Source organism: Sphingomonas sp. CCH10-B3 (assembly GCF_001556185.1).
In the GTDB taxonomy this organism is placed as follows: domain Bacteria; phylum Pseudomonadota; class Alphaproteobacteria; order Sphingomonadales; family Sphingomonadaceae; genus Sphingomonas; species Sphingomonas aquatica.
The window spans coordinates 1-21,634 of record NZ_LSIJ01000046.1 but is presented as its reverse complement, the minus strand read 5'-3'; the positions used below and the strand labels follow the sequence as shown (position 1 = coordinate 21,634).

Genomic DNA, 21,634 nt, shown 5'->3' with positions numbered 1-21,634 from the left:
TCATTGCCCGGCCAAAGTGTTGAGCTGCAGGATCGGCAGCAGGATCGATAGCACAATCGTCGCCACAATGCCGCCCATGATGATGATGATCGCGGGTTCGAGCATCGACAAAGCCGTGGCGGTAAAGCGGTCGAATTCACGTTCGAGATAATCGGCCGCGCGCTCCAACATCTCGTCGAGCCGCCCCGCAGCCTCGCCCGACGCAGCCAGATAGGTCAACAGCGGCGGAAACACGTTCGAGCGGCGCATCGCCGCCGACAGGCTGCCGCCCTGGCGGATCGAATCGGTGATCTCGTCCGACGCCTGCCGCAGCCGCGCATTGTGGATCGTGCCCGAGGTAAGCGCGAGGCCTTCGAGCAGCGGCAAGCGGCTCGCGACCATCGTCGACAGCGTCCGCGCCATCCGCGCAGCGTGGAGATCGCGCAGCAAGCGCCCGAGCAGCGGCAGCCGCAGCAGCCAGCTGTCGAAGGCGAGCTTGATCTGCGGCTCGCGCAGCGCCTGGCGGAACCCCAATGCCGCGACGATTGCGAACAGGATGATCGCCCACCAATAGCTCGCCAGGAATGCCGACAGCGCGATGACGATGCGCGTCAGCAGCGGCAATTGCTGGCCAACCGTGTCGAACTGCTCGACCACCTGCGGCACCACGAAGATCATCAGGGCCGCGACAACGGCCATTGCCACCACCGCGAGCACGGCGGGATAGGCCAGCGTCGTGATCATCTTGCCGCGAATTTCTGCCTGCCGCTCGAGCAGCACCGACAAGCGTTCGAGGATTGTCGGCAGCGCGCCCGAGCTCTCGCCTGCCGAAACCATCGCGCAATAAAGCGCCGGAAAACTCTTGGGTTCGCGCGCCATCGACTCGGCGAGTCGCCTTCCCTCGACCACGCCGAGATGGACGCGCCCGACAATGTCGCGGACATGCGGCTGCTCGGTCTGGCGGACGATCGTCCGCAGCGATTCTTCGAGCGGACTGACCCGGTTGAGCGTTGCCAGCTGGCGCGTAAACAACGTCAGGTGCTTGGTCGACATTCGGGGGGTGCGGCCGAGCTGCGCCATGATCGACGGCGAAGCGGCGGGCTTGTCGGCGGTGCTCGCCGGATCGATCCGCACGACATAGAGTTTGCGGGCGTCGAGTGCGGCTTGGGCGCGTTCGATCGTATCGGCCTTCACCGCGCCGCGCTTCTCACGCCCGCCGGTGTCGATGGCGATGTAATCAAAGTCGGCCACGGGGGTGCTTACGCCTCGGCCATGTCGCTGCGCGACACGCGCACGGCTTCCTCGGGCGTGGTCAGGCCGTCGCGGACCATCTGCCGCGCCGCCGATCCCAGATTGGGCGCGTTGATGAAGGCGTGGCGGGCGATGATCGCTTCGTCGCCGCCGTCGTTGATCAGGCGGCGGATCGTCTCGTCGATGCGGATCGCCTCGAACACGCCAATTCGACCCTTGAAGCCGGTGCCGCCGCACTCGTCGCAGCCGACCGGTTCATAGACGATCGCCCCCGGATCGAAGCCGAGCAGCGAAGACACCGAGCCTTGCGCCTGCACTGGCCGCCGGCACGACGGACACAGCCGCCGGACCAGCCGCTGCGCGATCACGCCGCGCAAGGTGGAGGCGAGCAGGAACGGTTCGACCTTCATGTCGCGCATGCGGGTGATCGCACCAATCGCGTCGTTGGTGTGGACCGTCGACAGCACGAGGTGGCCGGTCAGCGACGCCTGCACGGCGATTTCCGCCGTCTCGCGGTCGCGGATTTCGCCGACCATCACGACATCGGGATCCTGGCGCAGGATCGCGCGCAGCCCGGCAGCAAAGGTCAGCCCTACCTTGGGGTTAACCTGCGTTTGTCCCACCCCGTCGATCGCATATTCGACCGGGTCCTCGACCGTCAGGATATTGCGCGTGCCATCATTCAGCAGCCGTAGCGCCGCATAGAGCGTCGTCGTCTTGCCGCTGCCGGTCGGCCCGGTCACCAGCACGATGCCGTTCGGCTCCGAAATGGCGGTGCGCAGCATCGTGTTGATCGCCGGGCTCATGCCGAGCACGTCGAGATTGATGCCGGCATTGTCCTTGTCGAGGATACGCAGCACCACGCGTTCGCCTGCGCGGCTCGGCAAGGTCGACACGCGCACGTCGAGCAGCTTGCCGCCGAGCGACAGCCCCATGCGCCCGTCCTGCGGCACGCGACGTTCGGCGATGTCGAGGCGCGCCATCACCTTGATGCGGCTGACGACGACGGGCGCGACATGCGGCGGCATCCGCAGCGTCTCGCGCAGCACGCCGTCGATTCGCATACGCACGACGAGGCCGCTTTCATAGGGCTCGATATGGATGTCCGACACGCCGTTGCGCGCGGCATCGGCGATGATGCCGTTGATTAGCCGGATCGCCGGCGCATCGTCGGCGGTGTCGAGCAGATCCTCCGCTGTCGGCAGATTGCCGGCAAGCAGATCGAGCTCGTCGCCCAGCCCGAGGGAGCCCGCTGCTGCTGCGGCTGCCTGCCCGTCCATCGCATAGCGATCGGAGAGCATCCGGTCGAAATCCTCCGGACTTGCGAAAGTGACGTCGAACGGCCGCGCGAGATGACGGCGCAGTTCGAGCAGCACCTTGGGGTCGGCACCTTCGCGCAAGGCGACCGAGAAATGCCCGGCCGCGCCGGGTTCGAGCACCACCCCGAAGCGGCGGGCAAAGGCATAGGGAATGCCGACCATCGGCTCGCTGACGGCAGCCGCGTCGGCAAGCGAGATCACCGGCCCTTGCGCGTCTGATGCAGTTCCCGGCCGCAGTGTCACTTGGGAGCTCCATTCTTGCGCGACAGCGGGTCGGTCGCGCTCGGCATCATTGGCACGGCAATCCGCGGATCTTCGATACTGCCCGCCTTGGGCGCCGCCGGCAGCGGCGGCTCGGCGCCCATATAGTCACGCACGAGCTGGTCGATGCTGGGCTCGGCGTTGGGGTTCTGCAGCCCCTGCTGGAGACGCAGATAGCCGTAACGCTGTTCGGTAACCCGCCGCGAATCCTCCGCCGTGCGCAGGATGGTCGGGCGGATGAAGATCATCAGATTGGTCTTGTTGCGCTGCTTCGCCTTCGACCGGAACAACTGGCCGAGCGCCGGAATATCGCCGAGCAGCGGGATTTTCTCGATCGTGTTGCGCTCCTCGTCCGACAGCAGCCCACCGATCACGGCGATCTGCCCGTCGTCGACCGTCATCGTCGTTTCGACTTCGCGCTTGTTGAGGATGAGGTCGCTGTTGTCGCTCGAAACCGGCCCCGAAATCGAGCTTACCTGCTGGCGAAGGAACAGCTTGATCGTGCCGCTCGAATTCACCTGCGGCCGCACTTCGAGCTGGATGCCGACATTCTCGCGCTGGACGGTGCGGAAGGCATTGTCGAAGTTGTTGCTCAGCGCCTGCCCGGTGGTGATCGGGATTTCTTGACCGACCAGAATACGCGCAGGCTGGTTGTCGAGCGTGGTGACATTGGGCGCCTGAAGCAGGTTCGACGTCGAATCACTCTTCACGGCATTGATGATGCCCGCAAACACGCCGTCCTTGCCGATCGTGGTGCCGAAGCCGCCGAGCCCGCCCGTCGTCCCCAGGATCGAGCTGATTGCCGATTGCGCTAGCTGGTCGCTGACCGCGCTGTTGGTGGTCGTCGTCGTCGTGTTGCCGTTGATTGTCGTGGTCGCAGTATTCAGCTGACGCGCGGCGACGGCACCGGCAATGGTCAGCAGATTGGGGGCTGTGTTCGAAAAGCTCGACGAGACGATCGGCACATTGCCGCCCAGACTGCCGAGCAGCAGCTGCACACCGAGCCGGTTGGCGGTTGCGTCCGACACTTCGGCGACAATCGCTTCGACCAGCACTTGCTCGCGGCGCGTATCGAGCTGGCGGATCACTTCGGAAAGCTGGCGCTGCACCTCGGCAGGCCCCGCGATCACGATCGCATTCGCGCCGGAAAAGCGCGTGACGACGGCGGCCGTCCGGCCACCTTCGGCCACGATCGCCGGCTGGGCATTAGGATTGACGCCGCTGCCCGAGGATATTGGCGCGGCATTCTGCGGCGGCACGATGTTGCGCGCGTTGGCACTGCCCTGATTATTGCCGCCGAACGCCGATGTCTGCTGGGACAGCTGGGTCTGCTGCGGCGCCTGGGTCGGTTGCTGGCCGACGAGTTCCTGCAGCACCGGTAGCAATTGCTCGGCATCGGCATTCTGCAGGAACACGACCTTGATCTCGGTGCCCGCCGAGGCCCGGCGGTCGAGATCGGCGGCGACTTCGGCAAGGCGGGCGACGGTGGCGGCATCGCCGCGCAGCGCCACTGCGTTCGAGCTGTTGACCGCGACCACCGACACGCCCTGCACGCCGCCGCCGGCCTGGCCATTTCCTGCAAGCGCCGTCAGCGCCGTCGCAATCTCGCGCGCGCCGGCATTTTTCAGGGCGACGATCCGCGTCGAGGCGCTATCGGCGTCGATGCGCGACAGCACTTCACGGATGCGACGAACATTGTCGGCGAAATCGACGATCACAATGGCATTGCCGGCACGGTTGGCGCTCAGCGACCCCTGCGGGCTGATCAGCGGCCGAATCGTGTCGAGCGCGCTGGTCGCATCAATCGCGCGCAGCCGGATGATCTCGGTGACATAGCTGTTGCGGTTCGCGGTCGCGCTGCCGCCGACCCGGTTCGGCTGCGCCGCGGCACCGTCGATCGGCTGGATGCGGAAGGCGCCGTTGGCGGTCGGCACCGCAACCAGCCCGTTGGCGCGCAGGGTCGACAGGAAAATCTCGAAATATTCGGACCGCGACAGCGCGCGGTCGGTCACGACCGTCACTTTGCCCTGCACGCGGCTGTCGATGATGAAGGTGCGACCCGTGACTTTCGCCGCGTCACCGATAAAGGCGCGAATGTCGGCATCACGCACGTTGAGCGTGGTCTGCGCGACCACCGGCGCGGCGACCGCGAGCGCGATCAGCGCGGCGACGCGGGGAGCAAGGCGCTTCACTGGCCGCTGACCGTGATCACGAGCGGCAGCACTTCGGCCCCGCGCTCGACCGTGATCGAGATGCTGCCGCCCTTGGCGAATTGGCCTGACAATGCTTCGATGTCGCCCGGCCCGGTGACGGGACGTCCCCCGATCTGAGTCACGATATCCCCCTCTTTCAATCCGATTTTTCTGAATGTCGCGCCCGATCCCTGCGGCCGGACGACCAGCCCGGTCACCTTGCCGCCGTCGATGCGCGGAATGAAACCAACGTCCGAGCGGACCTGCGCCAATGTCACGCCTGCGCCGTCGGCGGGTGGTGACCCGGGGGCGCCCGTTGCGCCCGGCTGCGCGCCCGGTCCGGGCATTGCATCGGGCGACCCGGTCCGGCCCGACTGGTCGAGGTAGAGAGTCTCGTCGCGCCCGCTGCGGGTGAGCACGACGTGGTCGAACGCGACCTCCTTCAGCGTTACACCCGGCTGGACTTCCTCGCCTACGGCATAGCTTTTCTGTTCGCCGTCGGGGCCGGCGATAATGGCGCCGCCGCGCCCGGTCGCTTCGTTGATCCGGGTGCCGAAAAGCGTCAGCTGCAGGCTTGTGACCACATCGGCCTGCGCCTGCGCAGGCGCTGCGGCATCGAGCCGAAAAAAGGGATCGAAGCCGTGCAGCATTTCGCCCGCACCGGCTCCCGCGCTTGGCGCTGGCAGCCGCCAGGAGCCGACCGGATCGACCGGCGTCACCAGCGTCCAGACCAGCCGCGCTCCCTGCCATGCCAGCAGCGCCATCAGCACGAGTTCGACGACGCTGTAGACGCGCGTCAGCGGAACCAGCCGCAGCAGGCGGCGCACACGCGCATCGATTTCTAGCTGCATGTCGAAGAACTCCCGCCAGGGCCCTGCTAGGGAAGCCGTGTTACGATTAGATGTCTTTTATGTGAAGCTTTTGCGGCACGTGCGCAGCCACGCGAAGGGGCTGGCGATCGGTGCGCAGCTTTGGCAGATTCATTGCCTATGGCCAGCTCCGCTTCTTCGCTCGCGCTCCCTCCGCCGGGTTCGGGATTTCCCGCCGAACCGGTCATTGCGCATGTCTCCGCCCAGCCCGGCGTGCAGAAGGTGCCAAGTCCAAAGCTGACACTGTTCCTAAAGCGTGGCTTCATCGACGCGGCGCTTTGCGCCGAGCTGATCACGCGGATCGACGCCGAGCGCCGCCCGTCGACCGTGTCGGACTTCAACGGCGACGCTGCCTTTCGCACCAGCGAGACTTGTGATTTCCGGTTCGAAGAGCCGTTGTCGCAGCTCATCAACAGCCGGATCGCCGATTTCATGCACCTCGATCAGGCGCATGGTGAGCCGCTGCAGGGGCAACGCTATGACGTCGGGCAGGAATTCAAGGCGCACACCGATTACTTCGATCCGCAAGGAATCGATTTCGACCGCTTTTGCAGTGTCGCGGGCCAGCGAACCTGGACCGCGATGATTTATCTGAACGAACCCGGCGCGGGCGGCGCCACGCGCTTCAAGGCGATCGACAAGCTGGTTCAGCCCGAAACCGGCAAGCTGCTGATGTGGAATAATCTCCGCCCCGACGGCAGCGGCAACCCTTCGACCATTCACCATGGCATGAAGGTGCGCTCGGGCACCAAATATGTGCTCACCAAATGGTTCAGGATGCGCCGCTGGGGGTAGCGCGGCGCCCGGCACCCCCGCCCAGCGGCGCGCGCGATTGACCTACCGCGCACCAGCGATCGAAGCGTTGCCCACTGAAACATTTTAGTCATTTTAATGACCCTTAACTGTCATCAATATCCTATCCGCGTGTAACTTAGCGTTTCTACAGCAGCCCCGGACGAAGGCGCGAGGGGGCGATCCGACTCGCGGCGGCATCGTCGTGGCAACGACCATAAGTCGGTCAGAAAACACGCTGGAGACAGGGAAATGATGAATTCCAACTTCCGTCGCATGCTCATTGCGACAACCTCGCTCGTTGCGCTGAGCGGCTGCGGTGCCAACGACATTGCTTCGCCGGGCACCGGCGGCAACGTCACGATCAACAACAACACCACCAACAACACCACGACCCCCGCGCCGTCGCCCACGCCGACGCCGACCCCCACCCCGACGCCGACCGTTGCCCTGGTGACCCCGGCTGCCGGTTGCCCGACGATTTCGAACACCGCCAGCCCAGGCACGCTGCTCACCGACGGCGGCACGATCAGCGGCCCGACCGGCACGTACCGCGTCTGCACCCTGCCGTCGGTCATCACGGCGAACGTGACGCTGCCGCGTCTGGCCGGCGTGCTGTATCAGATGAACGGTCGCGTCGACGTCGGCACCGATCGCGGTGCGACCACCACCGGCACTACCAACGTCGTCCTGACGATCGAACCCGGCGTCATCCTTTTCGCTGGCACCGGTGTTTCGTGGCTCGCCGTCAATCGTGGTAACTCGATCCAGGCCGTCGGTACGGCGACCCAGCCGATCATCTTCACCAGCCGCGACAACGTTCAGGGTCTGAACACCGACGCGTCGACCGGCCAGTGGGGCGGCGTCGTGCTGCTCGGCCGCGCCCAGATCACTGACTGCGCCGCATCGGCAGCCACCCCCGGCACCACCGGGTGCGAACGCCAGACCGAAGGCGCGATCGACCCGGCCGTTTATGGCGGCGCGAACAACACCGAAAGCAGCGGCCGGATGAGCTTCGTCCAGATCCGCTATTCGGGCTTCATCCTGTCGGGCAACAACGAGCTTCAGTCGCTCACCACCGGTGGCGTCGGCAGCGGCACGGTCCTCAACAACATCATGTCGTTCAACAGCTCGGACGACGGCGCCGAATTCTTCGGTGGTCGCGTCAATCTGCGCTACTTCATCTCGGTCGGCGCCGAAGACGACAACCTCGACACCGACACGGGCCTGAAGGGCAACTTCCAGTATGTGCTGGTCGCCCAGCGCGCCGGCAGCGATTCGCGCGGCACCGACACGATCATCGAAGCGGACTCGGACAACGCTGTGGACGGCAACACGCCGCGCCAGAACGTCATTCTGTCGAACTTCACTTTCCTGCACCGCGTGAACAACCAGTCTGGTCGTACCGCCATTCTGCTGCGCGGCGGCACTGACTACACGCTGCTCAACGGCTTCGTTGTCGCGCCCAACTCGCCGTCGTGCCTGAGCATCAGCCGCCCGCAGACGATCCAGCAGGCGGTCAGCGCTGCAATCGACGAACTGGGCGCGCCCGTGTTCCGTTCGGTGCAGATGCAGTGCGGTGCTGCTCCGTTCCTCGGCGTCAACGGCGTGACCAATCAGCAGGTGTCGGACGCCTTCGGTGCGGGCTTCGCTGGCAACAGCGCGACCTACACGCCGAGCTTCACCAGCACGTTCATCAACGGCACGACCGAATCGGCGGTTCCGGCCTTCAACCCCAGCAACCTCCACGCCGCGTCGGGCATCCCGTCGGGCACCGGTGGGCTGGGCGGCCAGCCTGCCTTCTTCGACGCCGTCACCTACGCGGGTGCCGTCCGCAACGCGGCCGACACCTGGTACACTCAGTGGACCTGCAACAGCAGCACGCTGAACCTCGGCACCGGCAACACGGGCCTCTGCACCTCGCTCCCGACGTTCTGATCGCGGGACTGAAGACTTGGGGGCGGGGCGTCGCCTGTTGGCAGCGCCCCGCCCCATTCGGATTTGAACAAGGGGGTAGACGATGTCGAGGCCGTTCGAGCTTGCGAGCCTGTTGCTAATTTCAACCGCATTGGTGGCCCCTTCGGTCGCCCGCGCCCAGTCGGCTCCGGCCCCGTCCGCTCCGACGCCGTCGGCACCTCCCCAGACCACGAGCGATCAGACGGCACCGACCGATCCGGCGGCGCCAGTTGATCCCACGGCAGGCGAAGTACCGCAGGAAGAGGCACCCGAAGTCTCGGTTCCCGGCGGCACCGAAGTGGTCGTGACTGCGCGCCGCGGGTCATCGAACATCGCCAAGACCAGCACCCAGTCGCTGTCGATCCTTTCCAGCGCCGATATCGCGCGCACCGGTGAAGGCGACATCGCCGGCGCCCTCGCCCGCGTGACCGGCCTCAGCGTCGTCGGCAACGGCTTCGTTTATGTCCGTGGCCTTGGTGATCGCTATTCGCTGGCACTGCTCAACGGCTCGCCGCTGCCCAGCCCCGAACCGCTGCGCCGCGTCGTCCCGCTCGACATTTTTCCGACCAGCATCATCGGTTCGACGCTGGTTCAGAAGAGCTATTCGGTCAACTTCCCCGGCGAATATGGCGGCGGCGTCATCAACCTGACGACCAAAACCGCACCCAAGCAGCCGTTCCTCACGGTCAGCGCCAGCATTGGCGCCGACTCGGTGACCACCGGCCAGCTCGGCTACACCTATTTCGGCAGCTCCAGTGACTGGACCGGCTTCGACAACGGGGCTCGTGACATTCCGCCGGCGCTCGCCAGCTACCTCGCCAGCGGCCAGCGCATCAGCCAGGGCACCGTCAATACCCAGGCGATTGCGTCGCAACTTGTCACCGGCAGCAATGCAATCCTGCAGCGGAACACCGCGCTGCCGCCGAATTGGTCGCTGACGCTCGAAGGCGGCAAGTCGTGGGACATCGGCGACGACACGCTCGGCCTGATCGCGACTTTTGGCTATAGCAACAAGTGGCGCACGCGCTCGACGACGCAGCAGACGGCCGCCTCGCTCGATCTGTCGCGGCGCGAACTCGACTTCCAGCGCGTCATCACCGACAATCGTCTCGTCGTCGATGGTCTCGTCGGCCTCACCTATGATTTCGGTCCCAATAAGGTGCGCTGGACGACGGTCTACATCCGCGACACGCTTAAGCAGGCGCGCCTTGGACAGGGTACCCGCACCACGACCTCGGTCACCGCAACGCTCCAGCAGCAGGACACTGCGTGGTTCGAGCGTCAGTTGATCGATACGCAGCTTGTGGGCGAGTTCCGGCTGACCGATCAGCTCCGGCTCGATGTGCGTGCAGCCTATGCCAATTCGCGGCGCGAAGCCCCCAATGAGCTCAGCTTCGAATATTTCCGCAGCAACGCAGCGTCGGATCCGCTGGGGCCGTATTTCGTCAACCAGCTGAACAACGGCACGCGCGGCACGGCCTCGACCGCGTTCTCGAATCTGCGCGAAACGCTGTATTCAGGCGGCTTCGACTTGTCCTACAAGTTCACGCCGGAAATCACCGCGACGCTGGGCTATGCCTATCAGGATACGTTCCGCCGGACCGAACGGCGCGAATTCCTGTTCACCGCAGGCGGCAACTTCCCGCCTGAAGTCGGACTTTTCCGGCCCGATCTGCTGCTCCAGCCATCGGTTATCCGTGCCTTTGGCATTTCGCTGGTCGATACCAACGAAGGCAATCCGGTGTTCGGCGCCAGCCTCGTCGTCCATGCCGGCTATGCACGCCTGCAATGGGACATCAACGATCGCCTCAACCTCGATACCGGTGTGCGTTTCGAAACGGCCCAGCAGCGCGTCGATGCGATCCAGGTATTCAATACGCCGTCGGTCTCGCTGGCTCGGACCTCGCTCAACCGGGATTATTTCCTGCCGGCGATCACGCTCACCTTCAAGCTCAACCCCGAGATGCAGTTCCGCATCAGCGGCGCAAAGACGGTCGCGCGCCCGCAGTTCCGCGAACTCATCTTCCAGAACTATTTCGATCCGGATGATAACCGCCAGTATCGCGGCAATCCGTTCCTGGTCGATACCCAGCTCTATAATGCGGAAGCGCGCTGGGAATGGTATTTTGCGCGCGACCAGCGTCTGACGGTCGCGGGTTTCTATAAGCGGATCGAAAATCCGATCGAAACCTTCGCCAGCTTCAGCGACAACGCCGTCACGACAAGCTTTGCCAACGCACCGCGCGCAACGCTCTATGGTGCCGAAATCGAAGCGCAGAAATACTTCAAGCTCGACAATATTTTCGGGGATGGCAAGTTCTGGTCGTCGCGCCGCGCAGTGGTGATTGCCAATTACACCTTCTCGCAATCCTCGATCGAAGTCGGTGCCAATGATCCGGCCCGCGTGTTCGGCCTTTCGGGCATCACTCTTGCCAACCAGCTGTTCCGCAATGGCGTGCCGCTGACCGGGCAGTCGGACCATCTCGCCAACCTTGAGATTGGTTTCGAGGATCAGAGCAGCCTGTCGCAGCAGACGTTCCTGCTGAACTACGCCAGCCGCTGGGCAACCATTCGCGGCGGTTCGGGCCAGCCTGACATCTACGAATATCCTGGCTTCCGCCTCGATTTCGTCGCGCGTCAGGGGGTCAAGATCGGCGGCGTCAATACCGAGCTGAAGCTCGAAGTCCGCAACATCACCGGTACGCGTTTCCAGGAATTCCAGGAAAGCGGCCCGAACCGGATCTTCTACAACCTTTACAATCTCGGCACAACCGCCACGCTCGGGCTGAGCGTGAACTTCTGATCGTCCGTCGCCGCCGGATCCTTGCGGTCCGGCGGCGCACTGGCCCAATCTTCAGCGGCGGTGGACGATCTCGCCGCCCTTCATCACCAGATCAACGGTTCGGATCGCGCCAATGTCGCGCGTAGGATCGCCGTGCACTGCAACGAGATCGGCAACCATCGTCGGCCTGATCACGCCGAGCCGATCATTCACTCCCAGCACCGCCGCATTGCCGGACGTCGCCGCGACCAACACATCGGCAGGCGCCATGCCCCATGCCACCATCAGTTCGAGCTCGCGGGCATTGGCGCCATGGCTGAACACGCCCGTATCGCCGCCGACGCACAGCGTCACGCCGGAAGCCCGGGCAGCCGCAAAGCTTGCCCGCTTCGCCACGATCGACGCCGGCTCGGGCGACTCGCCATTCCAGCCGCGATAGCGCTCGATCGCGTCACCCGCTGCAAGCGTGGGACATAGGGCCACGCCGCGCGCCTTCATCATCGCAAAGATTTCAGCGGTGCCGCCATCGCCGTGCTCGATCGTATCGACCCCGGCAAGCACTGCCCGCCGCATCCCTTCGACACTGCTGGCATGTGCCGCCACCTTACGACCGGCAGCATGGGCTGCCTCCACGACCGCGCGGATTTCCTCAGCGGAGAAGGTCGGCCGGCTCGGTTCGCCCGGACCCCAGCGATAATCAGCGTAGAGCTTCACGACATCGGCGCCGCGACCAATCTGGCGCCGCGCTGCGGCCACGAGGGACGGACCGTCAGCTTCCTCGGCGCCCTGCGGTACGTCGAACCCGGGGTCGAACCCCTTTGGTCCATAGCTGCCGCTGGCGACCAAGGCGCGCGTCGCCACCAACATGCGCGGGCCGGGCACGATTCCTTGAGCGATTGCTGCCTTCAGCCCGACATCGGCATAGCCCGCACCTTCGGTGCCGAGATCGCGCACGGTCGTAAAGCCGGCGATCAGTGTCGCACGTCCATTGGCGGCTGCCCGCACCGTGCGCAGCGCGAGCGGCTCCTTCAGAACCTGATCATTCCAAGGCGCTTCGTTATAGGGATGCAGAAACAGATGGACGTGCGCGTCAATCAATCCGGGCATCAACGTCGCCCCGGGCAGCACGATCGTCTCGGCATCCGCGGGCGCCGTGACCTCGGGGCCGACGGCCACGATCGTCTCACCGCGGACAAGCACGCGCCAACCGGCGTGGCGGAGACCATCACGGCCGTCGAAGACCGCATCGGGCACCAGCAGCAGCGATCGTCGCGGGGTTGCGGCCCAGCCGAGCGCGGGCATCGTCATGGCGAGCCCGCCCGACAGCATCGCCAGCAAATCGCGTCGCCGGATCATCCCCTTCGCTCCCATGGTGATCGCGGCAGCACCACCGTCATAATCAGTTCGACGCGCGCAAATCGACGCTCCAGATCCGCCAATCGCGCTTATGCTCGACGGGATCGTTCGGATCGGTCGAGCGGCGCAGCGCGACACTGCCCTTGCGCTCGGCTGTCTTGCGAGTCTTGCGGTTTTCGACATGCGCGCGCGCCGCAACGATGATGTACTGCACACCCCCGCGCGCCCGAATTTCGCTTGGTGCACCGGCTTCGGGCTCGAACTTCGAATAAGGCGCAAAAGTCACGGCGAAGGCGTCGACCGAACCGCCGCTGTCTTTGCCGTCGTTGCCCCACAGCCGATAGGCGGCGGCATAGTCCTTCTTCTCGATCGCCGCGAAATAGCGCTCGACCGTCTCGCGCGCGGCCTTTGCGCTTGCTGAATCGGCGGGTTCGTCGCCACGCTGCCCCGGCGCTGGCTGTGCTAGATTGCTGGACGCCGCAGCAGCATCGTTGCCGTCGCCTTCTTGCGGCGCGCAGGCAGCAAGTCCCATGAGCAGAAGGAAAAGGATCGGTCGCACGCAAAACCTCGCTTGCTGATGGAGACGCTCCCCTTGCCCCAGCCGCAAGCCCCGATCAACCATGCAAGCCCAACCCTCGATTTCAGAGTAAGTGCAACGAAAAAGGCCCCGGAGCAATGTCCGGGGCCTGATCGATGGTGGGCGCGGCAAGGATTGAACTTGCGACCCCTGCGGTGTGAACACAGTGCTCTACCACTGAGCTACGCGCCCGAAACATGGTTCGGGAAACAAATCGGGCGACAGTTACCCGCCGCCCGCTTGTGATTCCTTTAACAGCCGCGCGTCGCTTGTCCAGCCCCGTGCGGCCTGACGCTTAGTTGACGGCGTCCTTCAGCACCTTGCCCGCCTTGAACTTGGGCTGCGAGGAAGCCTTGATCGTCATCGGCTCGCCGGTGCGCGGGTTGCGACCGGTCGATGCCTTGCGCTTGCTCACCGAGAAGGTGCCGAAGCCGACGAGGCGCACTTCGTCGCCCTTCGTCAGCGCGGCCGAAATGGCGCCGAACACGGCCTCGACGGCCTTGCTTGCATCGCCCTTGCTGAGGCCCGACGCGTCGGCGACCTCCCCGATCAATTCCTGCTTATTCATCCCTGGGGACCCCCTTAACGATTATGACGACTGTTATTCGCTTGAGTCGCGACCGTAGCCGGAGGCGTAGTAACGCGATTCAGCCTTGGACTGTCAAAACAAATCCGTCACATTTCTCCCGCGCGGTCGAAAAAAACCGCCAAATACCTAGTGATGCACCTCGGCGCTGACCGGCGGCACCCCGGTTGGCGGCAAGGCGGCAAGCTCATCGGCTTCGCTCCAATCGATCGCTGTCAGCGGCTCGGTGAGCGCGAGGCGCAGCGCCTCGTCGACGTGACGGATCGGAATGATCTCCAATCCTTCGCGGATATTGGCCGGGATTTCGGTCAGGTCCTTGCGGTTTTCCTCGGGGATCAACACGGTCGTGATCCCGCCGCGCAGCGCCGCCAGCAGCTTTTCCTTCAAGCCCCCGATCGGCAACACGCGCCCGCGCAGCGTTACTTCGCCGGTCATCGCGACATCGCGACGCACCGGCACACCGGTCAGCGTCGAGACGATCGACGTCACCAGCCCGATGCCCGCCGACGGCCCGTCCTTCGGCACCGCGCCTTCGGGCAAGTGGATGTGGATGTCCTTGCGCGCGAACAAGCTGGGCTTGATGCCATAGGACGGCGCCCGCGCCTTGACGAAGCTCATCGCCGCCTCGACCGATTCCTTCATCACGTCGCCGAGCTTGCCAGTGGTCTTGATCCCGCCCTTGCCCGACACAGTGACGCTTTCGATCGTCAGCAGTTCGCCGCCGACCTCGGTCCAGGCCAGCCCGGTCACCGCGCCGATCTGATGCTCTTCCTCGCTCATGCCGAAGCGGTACTTCTGCACGCCCGAGAATTCCGACAGATTGTCGGGCGCGACGACAACGCGCGTGTCCTTGCCTTCGAGAATGCGCCGCAGTGCCTTGCGCGCGACCTTGGCGATTTCGCGCTCGAGCGTGCGCACCCCGGCTTCGCGCGTGTAATAGCGGATCAGGTCGCGCAGCGCCTCGTCCGAGAAGTGGAATTCCTCGTCCTTCAGGCCATGCGCCTCGATCTGCTTGGGCAGCAGGTGCTTCTTGGCGATCTCGACCTTCTCATCCTCGGTATAGCCTTCGAGGCGGATGATCTCCATGCGGTCAAGCAACGGCTGCGGCAGGTTCAGCGTGTTCGCGGTGGTGACGAACATCACGTCGGACAGGTCGACGTCGATCTCCAGATAATGGTCTTGGAACTTGTTGTTCTGTTCCGGATCGAGCACCTCGAGCAGCGCCGATGCCGGATCGCCGCGGAAATCCTGGCCGAGCTTGTCGATTTCGTCGAGCAGGAACAACGGATTGCTGCTCCCGGCCTTGCGCAGATTGGTGACGATCTTGCCCGGCAGCGAGCCGATGTACGTTCGCCGGTGGCCGCGGATTTCGGCCTCGTCGCGCACGCCGCCGAGCGACTGGCGCACGAATTCGCGGCCGGTCGCCTTGGCGATCGACTTGCCGAGACTGGTCTTGCCGACGCCGGGCGGGCCGACGAGGCACAGGATCGGCCCCTTCAGCTTGTTGGTGCGCGCCTGCACCGCCAGATATTCGACGATCCGGTCCTTGACCTTTTCGAGCGCATAATGGTCCTCGTCGAGCACGGCCTGCGCGGCGGCGATGTCCTTCTTGAGCTTGGACTTCTTGCCCCAGGGCAGCCCGAGCAGCACGTCGAGGTAATTGCGCACGACGGTCGCTTCGGCCGACATCGGCGCCATCGTCTTGAGCTTCTTGAGCTCGGCCGTCGCCTTGCTGCGCGCTTCCTTCGACAGCTTGAGCGTCGCGATCTTCTGGGTCAGCTCGGCGATTTCGTCGCCCTCGCCTTCCTCGCCCTCGTTACCGAGTTCGCGCTGGATCGCCTTCAGCTGTTCGTTGAGGTAATATTCGCGCTGGGTCTTCTCCATCTGGCGCTTCACGCGGCTGCGGATCTTCTTTTCGACCTGCAGCACGCCGAGTTCGCCTTCCATGAAGGCCAGCACCATTTCCAGCCGCTTGCGGGGGTCTTCCTCCATCAGCAGCGCCTGCTTGTCGGCGACCTTGACCTGGATATTGGCGGCGACCGAATCGGCGAGCCGCGAGGGTTCCTCGATCTCGCTGAGCTGCACGGCGGTTTCGGCCGGGAGCTTGCGGTTGAGCTTGGCATAGCTTTCGAACTGGTCGATCACCGACCGTACCAGCGCGGTGACTTCGCGGCTCTGCGTCTCGAGATCATCGGTGCCTGCGTCGCCGGCGAGCACCTCGACTTCGGCGAGCAGATGGCCATCGCGGCTCTGAAGCGCGGTCAGTCGCGCGCGCTGCTTGCCTTCCACCAGCACGCGGACGGTGCCATCGGGCAGCTTCAGAAGCTGCAGCACCGTTGCCGTAACACCGATGTCGTAGAGATCATCACGCTCGGGATCGTCCTCGCTCGGATCGAGCTGCGCGACGAGAAAAATCTCCTTGGTGTCGCTCATCGCCGATTCCAGCGCGGCAACCGACTTGTCGCGCCCGACGAACAACGGCACGATCATATGCGGAAAAACAACGATGTCGCGCAAAGGCAGGACGGGGAAAATGGTGTTCATGGAGTCTCCGGCGGCGCCCGATCGCGGCACCAATCCCGCTTTATATGGGAAGCTTGCTTGCGCCATCAATCGCTGTTTGGGTCAGCGCGGCAATTGGTGCGCCAGCTTGGCGGTCGCCGCGCTCTCGCCGCTGCTGCTCGCAGGCGCACCTGCACCCGAAAAGGGCCAGCCGCCGCTGACCGCGCAGACACAAAGGTCGGGCGGTCCGGTCGACCCCGAACAGGCGGCGCTGAGCTTCGACAGCGCCGACCTCGCGATCGAAGTCTTCCCAGAGCGGCAAGGCATCGCCGCGACCGCTACCCTTGTCTTCACGGCGCGGGCGCCGCTCGCCCGGCTCTTGCTCGACCTCGATCGCAACCTGCCGGTCGAGCGCATCCGCATCGACGGCACAACGCTCGCACCCGCCGCCTGGCGCAATCCCGAAGGCAAGCTCGCGATCACGCTGCCGCGCGCGGTGGCGGCGGGTGATCGGTTCACCGCCGAAATCCGCTATGGCGGCACCCCGCATGTCGCGGTCAATGCGCCTTGGGATGACGGCTTCGTCTGGTCCAAGACCAAGGACGGCAAACCATGGATCGCCTCGACGGCGGAGGGATATGGCTGCGACTTGTTCTGGCCTTGTCTCGATTTCCCGACCGGCGAGCCGGGGCGCGTCGATCTTCACATCACGGTGCCCAAGGGACTTTCGGCGCCATCGAACGGCGTGCTGATCGGCACCGATCGGCTGCCGGGTGGCCGCTCGACGTGGCATTGGCGCGTCAAGCACCCCAACAGCTATGCAATCGCGCTCAACATCGGCCCCTACGAGGCGATTTCGGGTAGTTACAAGAGCCGCTTCGGCAACACCATCCCGATGTCTTACTGGTATCTGCCCGACGAAAAGGCAAAGGCCGAGGGTCTGTTTGCCGAATTCGCTCCCACGCTCGATTTCTTCGAACGCGTGATCGGCCCCTACCCCTTCGGTGATGAGAAACTCGGCGTGGTCGAGACGCCGCATCTCGGGATGGAGCACCAGACGATCAACGCCTATGGCAATCGTTATGCCAAGGCAGCCGAAGGCTTCGACTGGCTGTTTCACCACGAGCTGAGCCACGAATGGTTCGGCAACCAGATGACCGCCGCCAATTGGGACGATTACTGGCTGCACGAGGGCTTTGGCCAATATATGCAGCCGCTGTACGGGCGCTGGCGCGAAGGCGAGGCCCGCTATGCGACGATGCTCGACGCGCAGCGCAACCGGATCGAGAATGGCGCGCCGCTCGTCTCCGGTCGCGTGCTGACCGAGGAAGAAGTGTACGAAAGTGCCAAGGGCGGCCCGGCTAGCGACATTTACTACAAAGGCGCGTGGACCCTGCACACGCTGCGCTGGCTGATCGGCGACAAGGCCTTTTACGATAGCGTTCGGCGGCTGGTCTATGGTCGCCCCGACCCGCGCCCGGGCAATTTCACGCCGCGCTATGGCTCGACCGCCGAGTTCGAGCGCATTGTCGCCGAGGAAAGCGGGCGCGACCTGCGCTGGTTTTTCGACACCTATCTGCGACAGGCCGCGCTGCCCGAACTGGTCGCGACCCGGCGCGGCGACCGGCTCGCGCTCGCCTGGAAAAATCCGATCCCCTTCCCGATGCCGGTCGAAGTGCAGATCGACGACCGTATCGTTCGTGTCGACATGCCCGGTGGCGCGGGTGAGATTGAGGCGCCCGAAAGCGCACACATCGTGCTCGATCCGGCTGCACGCATCCTGAAGCGATCGGTTGCGGTTGAGGAAATGCAGGCTTGGCAGCGGCAAGCGCGACGCTGACGCTTGTCGGCCTGATGCTTGAGGCGCAGAATACAGCCGTGAGGTCCCCCCGATGTTCATGCGTTATCCCGTCGGCCTCCCCGGTCTGATCGCTTTCGGTATCGGTGGGCTGCTGTTCTTCGGCGCACTGTTCGCTGCGTGGCAACGCGGGCGACAGGCACCCAAGGTCGGCGATGGGCAGCGGGACCGGCGTTCGATTATCTGGATCGCGTTGCAAGCCGTGGGTATTGGCCTGGCAGGTGCCGGCCCAGTCCGGATCGACATCGCGCCTGATGCGCCACTGGCATTCAGCCAAGGCGCAGTCGTGCTTGCACTGATGCTTGGCGCGGCGGGCCTGTTCGACCGGTCGTCGCGGACGATGGGCCGCAACTGGGCGCTGGTTGCCCGTACGCGCGAGGATGCGACGCTTGTCACTACCGGCCCGTTCGCCTTGGTGCGCAATCCCATCTATGTCGCGCTGGCGATGTTCATGGTGGCGATGGCGATTGCCTATGGCCGTGCGGCCAATCTGGTTGTCGCCTTCCCCGTCTATGCCTTTGCAACCTGGATGCGCGTCGCGAGCGAGGAGAAGGTACTGCGCGCGCAGTTTGGCGCTGCTTATGATGCCTATGCGCGGCGGGTGGCGCGTTTCGTGCCCGGCATCATCTAGCAGGTGACGGGGCAGGCAACGGCGACTACATCGCGGCGATGCCCGTCCGTGCCAAAATCTGCGGCCTTTCCACGCCCGAAACCATCGATGCCGCGATTGCGGGCGGCGTGAGCCACATCGGTTTCATGTTCTATGCCCCCTCGCCGCGTCATCTCAGCTTTGAGCGTGCATCGGCGCTGGCGCCGCGCGTGCCCGGCCATGTCGGGCGCGTGGGCGTCTTCGTCGATCCCGACGACGAGCTTGTCGATCGGGCGATCGCGGCGGGGGCGCTGACAGCGCTGCAGCTTCACAAGACCGCGCCCGGCCGCACGGCGCGGCTGAAGGCGCGAACCGGGCTCGACATCTGGAGTGCGGTTGCCGTCCGCGAACGCAGCGACCTGAATGCAGCCGCCAACTATTTGAGTGCTACCGATCGCATTCTCTATGACGCGAAGACGCCCGATGGCGCGCTGCTCCCGGGTGGGATGGGCGTGCGCTTCGACTGGACGCTGCTGCGCGATCATTGCCACTCGCTGCCCTGGGCGCTGTCGGGCGGGCTGACGGCGGACAATGTCGCCGAAGCTGTGCGGATCACCGGCGCCGAGCTGGTCGACGCCTCCTCGGGGCTGGAGACGGCACCCGGCATCAAGGATGTGGACAAGATCGCCGCGTTCCTTAAAGCCTTGTCGCACTTATGAACGCACCAAATTCCTTCCGGGCCCAGCCTGATGATCGCGGCCATTTCGGCCAGTTCGGCGGCCGCTATGTCGCCGAAACGCTGATGCCGCTCGTGCTGGAACTTGAGGCCGAGTATAAGCGCGCCAAGGCCGATCCGGCGTTCCACGCGCAGTTCGACGATCTGCTCGAACATTATGTCGGCCGCCCGAGCCCGCTCTATTTTGCCGAGCGGCTGACCGAAGAACTGCGCAAGGATGCGCCCGAAGGCATGGGCGCGCAGGTCTGGTTCAAGCGCGACGAACTCAATCACACCGGCGCGCACAAGATCAACAATTGCATCGGCCAGATCCTGCTCGCGATCCGCATGGGCAAGACGCGGATCATCGCCGAGACCGGCGCGGGCCAGCACGGCGTCGCCACCGCCACCGTCTGCGCGCGGTTCGGGCTGCCCTGCGTCATCTACATGGGCGCGCGCGACATCGAGCGGCAGCAGCCCAATGTGTTCCGGATGAAGCTGCTCGGTGCCGAGGTCCACCCCGTCACGAGCGGCGCGGCAACGCTGAAAGACGCAATGAACGAAGGGCTGCGCGACTGGGTCGCGAACGTCCATGATACCTTCTACATTATCGGGACGGCGGCGGGCCCCCATCCCTATCCCGAGCTGGTCCGCGATTTCCAGAGCGTCATCGGCCGGGAAGCCCGCGCGCAGATGCTGGCGCGGGTCGGTCGCCTGCCCGACCTGCTGGTCGCAGCGATCGGCGGCGGATCGAACGCGATCGGGCTGTTCCACCCCTTCCTCGACGACCCGGAAGTGAAGATGCTGGGCGTCGAAGCCGCCGGCCACGGTCTCGACAAGCAACATGCCGCGTCGCTCGTGGGCGGCTCCCCCGGCGTGCTCCACGGCAACAAGACCTATCTGCTCCAGGACGAAGACGGCCAGATCACCGAGGCGCATTCGATCTCGGCGGGGCTCGATTACCCGGGGATCGGTCCGGAACACGCCTGGCTGCGAGACATCGGCCGCGTTGATTATGCGAGCGCAACCGATGGCGAAGCGCTCGATGCGTTCCAGCTGCTCTGCCGCACCGAAGGCATCATCCCCGCGCTCGAGCCTTCGCATGCCATCGCTGCCGTCGCCAAGATCGCCCCGACGATGCGCCAGGACCAGATCATCCTCGCCAATCTCTGCGGCCGCGGCGACAAGGACATCTTCACCGTGGCGGAAGCGCTGGGAACGGCCATTTGACGCGCGCCCTTCCCCCTACACCCCACCGTCATGCTGAACTCGTTTCAGCATCCACCGCGCCACAATGGCTGTCGTCGCAGGCGGCGAAATGGACCCTGAACCAAGTTCAGGGTGACGCAAGGATTGGTTATCGACGCGGCGACAAGGACATCTTCACCGTCGCCGAAGCGCTGGGGACGGCGATATGACGACCCATTGCTGTGACATGATGCGGTTGAATGTTGAGAATAACTGCGATCAACATCCTGACCGACGAGAGTGTCCGGATTGCTTGGTCGATTATTGGCCCCAAAGCGACACCTATGGGCTGATCGTCCACGACGGTGGGAGCTCGGTCATTGCGATCGCATTTTGTCCCTGGTGCGGAGCAAAACTCCCGCAGCAAAGTGAAGTTGCCAATGACTAGCCGCCTCGCCGCCGCCTTCCCCGCCGATCGCGCTGCGCTCGTCACATTCGTGACGGCGGGCGACGGCCCTACGCCCGCCATCCTCGACGCGCTCGTCGAGGGCGGCGCCGATGTGATCGAGCTCGGCATGCCGTTCACCGATCCGATGGCCGATGGCCCCGCAATCCAGGCGGCGAACCTCCGCAGCCTTGCCGCAGGGACGACCACTGCCGACATCCTCCAGATCGCTGCTGACTTCCGGACGCGCCACCCAAGCATCCCGCTCGTGCTGATGGGCTATGCCAACCCGATGCTGCGGCGTGGCCCTGAGTGGTTCGCGAGCGCCTGCGCGGCAGCGGGCGTCGACGGCGTGATCTGCGTCGATTTGCCGCCCGAGGAAGACGAACTCGCCGCCGCTTTGCGCGCCGCCGACAT

At 64.8% G+C, this 21,634-nt stretch carries 17 protein-coding genes and 1 tRNA gene; 9 read left to right on the top strand and 9 right to left on the bottom strand.

Features of this window, described 5'->3' with window-relative positions:
• The 4 genes from gspF to AX672_RS08140 all read right to left on the bottom strand — a co-directional run bounded on the left by gspF (nt 1) and on the right by AX672_RS08140 (nt 5,853).
• Nucleotides 1-1,230, bottom strand: a complete 1,230-nt coding sequence (gspF, locus tag AX672_RS08155) for a type II secretion system inner membrane protein GspF (protein ID WP_066650655.1) — start codon at nt 1,228-1,230, stop codon at nt 1-3.
• Between the two features lie 8 nt (nt 1,231-1,238).
• Nucleotides 1,239-2,711: a GspE/PulE family protein gene (locus AX672_RS08150; RefSeq protein WP_066650687.1), complete on the bottom strand. Its 1,473-nt coding sequence runs from the start codon at nt 2,709-2,711 to the stop codon at nt 1,239-1,241.
• A 77-nt stretch (nt 2,712-2,788) separates the two neighbouring features.
• Nucleotides 2,789-5,002, bottom strand: coding sequence for a type II secretion system secretin GspD (gene gspD / locus AX672_RS08145; RefSeq protein WP_066650654.1), 2,214 nt, complete (start codon nt 5,000-5,002; stop codon nt 2,789-2,791).
• Nucleotides 4,999-5,853: a type II secretion system protein N gene (locus AX672_RS08140; protein ID WP_066650653.1), complete on the bottom strand. Its 855-nt coding sequence runs from the start codon at nt 5,851-5,853 to the stop codon at nt 4,999-5,001. Before AX672_RS08140 ends, gspD begins: the two co-directional genes overlap by 4 nt.
• Before the next feature lie 138 nt (nt 5,854-5,991).
• Here AX672_RS08140 and AX672_RS08135 point away from each other — a divergent pair, with 138 nt between their 5' ends.
• From AX672_RS08135 to AX672_RS08125, 3 genes are all read left to right on the top strand, one after another.
• Complete coding sequence (locus AX672_RS08135; protein WP_066650652.1) at nt 5,992-6,666, top strand: prolyl hydroxylase family protein; 675 nt, start codon at nt 5,992-5,994, stop codon at nt 6,664-6,666.
• A 249-nt stretch (nt 6,667-6,915) separates the two neighbouring features.
• Nucleotides 6,916-8,601 carry a hypothetical protein gene (locus AX672_RS08130; RefSeq protein WP_231731217.1) on the top strand — a complete coding sequence of 562 codons (1,686 nt, stop codon included), beginning with the start codon at nt 6,916-6,918 and terminating at the stop codon, nt 8,599-8,601.
• Between the two features lie 82 nt (nt 8,602-8,683).
• Nucleotides 8,684-11,422, top strand: a complete 2,739-nt coding sequence (locus AX672_RS08125) for a TonB-dependent receptor domain-containing protein (RefSeq protein WP_066650651.1) — start codon at nt 8,684-8,686, stop codon at nt 11,420-11,422.
• Nucleotides 11,423-11,473: 51 nt separating this feature from the next.
• On the opposite strand, the gene AX672_RS08120 is transcribed toward AX672_RS08125, so the two are convergent.
• The 5 genes from AX672_RS08120 to lon form a co-directional block, all read right to left on the bottom strand.
• Nucleotides 11,474-12,757: a metal-dependent hydrolase family protein gene (locus AX672_RS08120; protein WP_082730449.1), complete on the bottom strand. Its 1,284-nt coding sequence runs from the start codon at nt 12,755-12,757 to the stop codon at nt 11,474-11,476.
• A gap of 43 nt (nt 12,758-12,800) precedes the next feature.
• Complete coding sequence (locus tag AX672_RS19030; protein ID WP_231731215.1) at nt 12,801-13,316, bottom strand: hypothetical protein; 516 nt, start codon at nt 13,314-13,316, stop codon at nt 12,801-12,803.
• 135 nt (nt 13,317-13,451) lie between these two features.
• Nucleotides 13,452-13,526 (bottom strand) — tRNA-Val (locus AX672_RS08110).
• 103 nt (nt 13,527-13,629) lie between these two features.
• Nucleotides 13,630-13,902 (bottom strand): HU family DNA-binding protein, encoded by a 273-nt coding sequence (locus AX672_RS08105; RefSeq protein ID WP_066650648.1) that lies wholly within the window; start codon nt 13,900-13,902, stop codon nt 13,630-13,632.
• A gap of 147 nt (nt 13,903-14,049) precedes the next feature.
• Nucleotides 14,050-16,464 (bottom strand): endopeptidase La, encoded by a 2,415-nt coding sequence (gene lon / locus AX672_RS08100; RefSeq protein WP_066650647.1) that lies wholly within the window; start codon nt 16,462-16,464, stop codon nt 14,050-14,052.
• Between the two features lie 106 nt (nt 16,465-16,570).
• On the opposite strand from lon, the gene AX672_RS08095 reads away from it, so the two are divergent.
• From AX672_RS08095 to trpA, 6 genes are all read left to right on the top strand, one after another.
• Nucleotides 16,571-18,262, top strand: coding sequence for a M1 family metallopeptidase (locus AX672_RS08095; protein ID WP_066650685.1), 1,692 nt, complete (start codon nt 16,571-16,573; stop codon nt 18,260-18,262).
• Between the two features lie 52 nt (nt 18,263-18,314).
• A complete protein-coding gene (locus AX672_RS08090; protein WP_066650646.1) occupies nt 18,315-18,911 on the top strand; it encodes a methyltransferase family protein in 597 nt (198 codons plus the stop codon).
• Nucleotides 18,912-18,949: 38 nt separating this feature from the next.
• The gene (locus tag AX672_RS08085) at nt 18,950-19,588 is read left to right on the top strand and encodes a phosphoribosylanthranilate isomerase (protein WP_066650645.1); all 639 of its coding nucleotides are present in this window, start codon (nt 18,950-18,952) and stop codon (nt 19,586-19,588) included.
• On the top strand, nt 19,585-20,814 hold the full coding sequence (trpB, locus tag AX672_RS08080; protein ID WP_066650644.1) for a tryptophan synthase subunit beta: 1,230 nt from the start codon (nt 19,585-19,587) through the stop codon (nt 20,812-20,814). Before AX672_RS08085 ends, trpB begins: the two co-directional genes overlap by 4 nt.
• A 184-nt stretch (nt 20,815-20,998) precedes the next feature.
• Complete coding sequence (locus AX672_RS19265; RefSeq protein ID WP_082730447.1) at nt 20,999-21,220, top strand: DUF6980 family protein; 222 nt, start codon at nt 20,999-21,001, stop codon at nt 21,218-21,220.
• The coding region (gene trpA, locus AX672_RS08075; protein WP_168727390.1) for a tryptophan synthase subunit alpha at nt 21,213-21,634 on the top strand (422 nt) is incomplete at its 3' end. The genes AX672_RS19265 and trpA, both read left to right, overlap by 8 nt.

Bases quoted from the DNA above. Each gene is read 5' to 3' on its own strand.
- AX672_RS08150 (WP_066650687.1), bottom strand. From the start codon at position 2,711: ATGGTCGGCATTCCCTATGCCTTTGCCCGCCGCTTCGGGGTGGTGCTC.
- AX672_RS08140 (WP_066650653.1), bottom strand. From the start codon at position 5,853: ATGCAGCTAGAAATCGATGCGCGTGTGCGCCGCCTGCTGCGGCTGGTT.
- AX672_RS08135 (WP_066650652.1), top strand. From the start codon at position 5,992: ATGGCCAGCTCCGCTTCTTCGCTCGCGCTCCCTCCGCCGGGTTCGGGA.
- AX672_RS08130 (WP_231731217.1), top strand. From the start codon at position 6,916: ATGATGAATTCCAACTTCCGTCGCATGCTCATTGCGACAACCTCGCTC.
- AX672_RS08125 (WP_066650651.1), top strand. From the start codon at position 8,684: ATGTCGAGGCCGTTCGAGCTTGCGAGCCTGTTGCTAATTTCAACCGCA.
- AX672_RS08120 (WP_082730449.1), bottom strand. From the start codon at position 12,757: ATGATCCGGCGACGCGATTTGCTGGCGATGCTGTCGGGCGGGCTCGCC.
- AX672_RS08105 (WP_066650648.1), bottom strand. From the start codon at position 13,902: ATGAATAAGCAGGAATTGATCGGGGAGGTCGCCGACGCGTCGGGCCTC.
- lon (WP_066650647.1), bottom strand. From the start codon at position 16,464: ATGAACACCATTTTCCCCGTCCTGCCTTTGCGCGACATCGTTGTTTTT.
- AX672_RS08090 (WP_066650646.1), top strand. From the start codon at position 18,315: ATGTTCATGCGTTATCCCGTCGGCCTCCCCGGTCTGATCGCTTTCGGT.
- AX672_RS08085 (WP_066650645.1), top strand. From the start codon at position 18,950: ATGCCCGTCCGTGCCAAAATCTGCGGCCTTTCCACGCCCGAAACCATC.
- trpB (WP_066650644.1), top strand. From the start codon at position 19,585: ATGAACGCACCAAATTCCTTCCGGGCCCAGCCTGATGATCGCGGCCAT.
- AX672_RS19265 (WP_082730447.1), top strand. From the start codon at position 20,999: ATGACGACCCATTGCTGTGACATGATGCGGTTGAATGTTGAGAATAAC.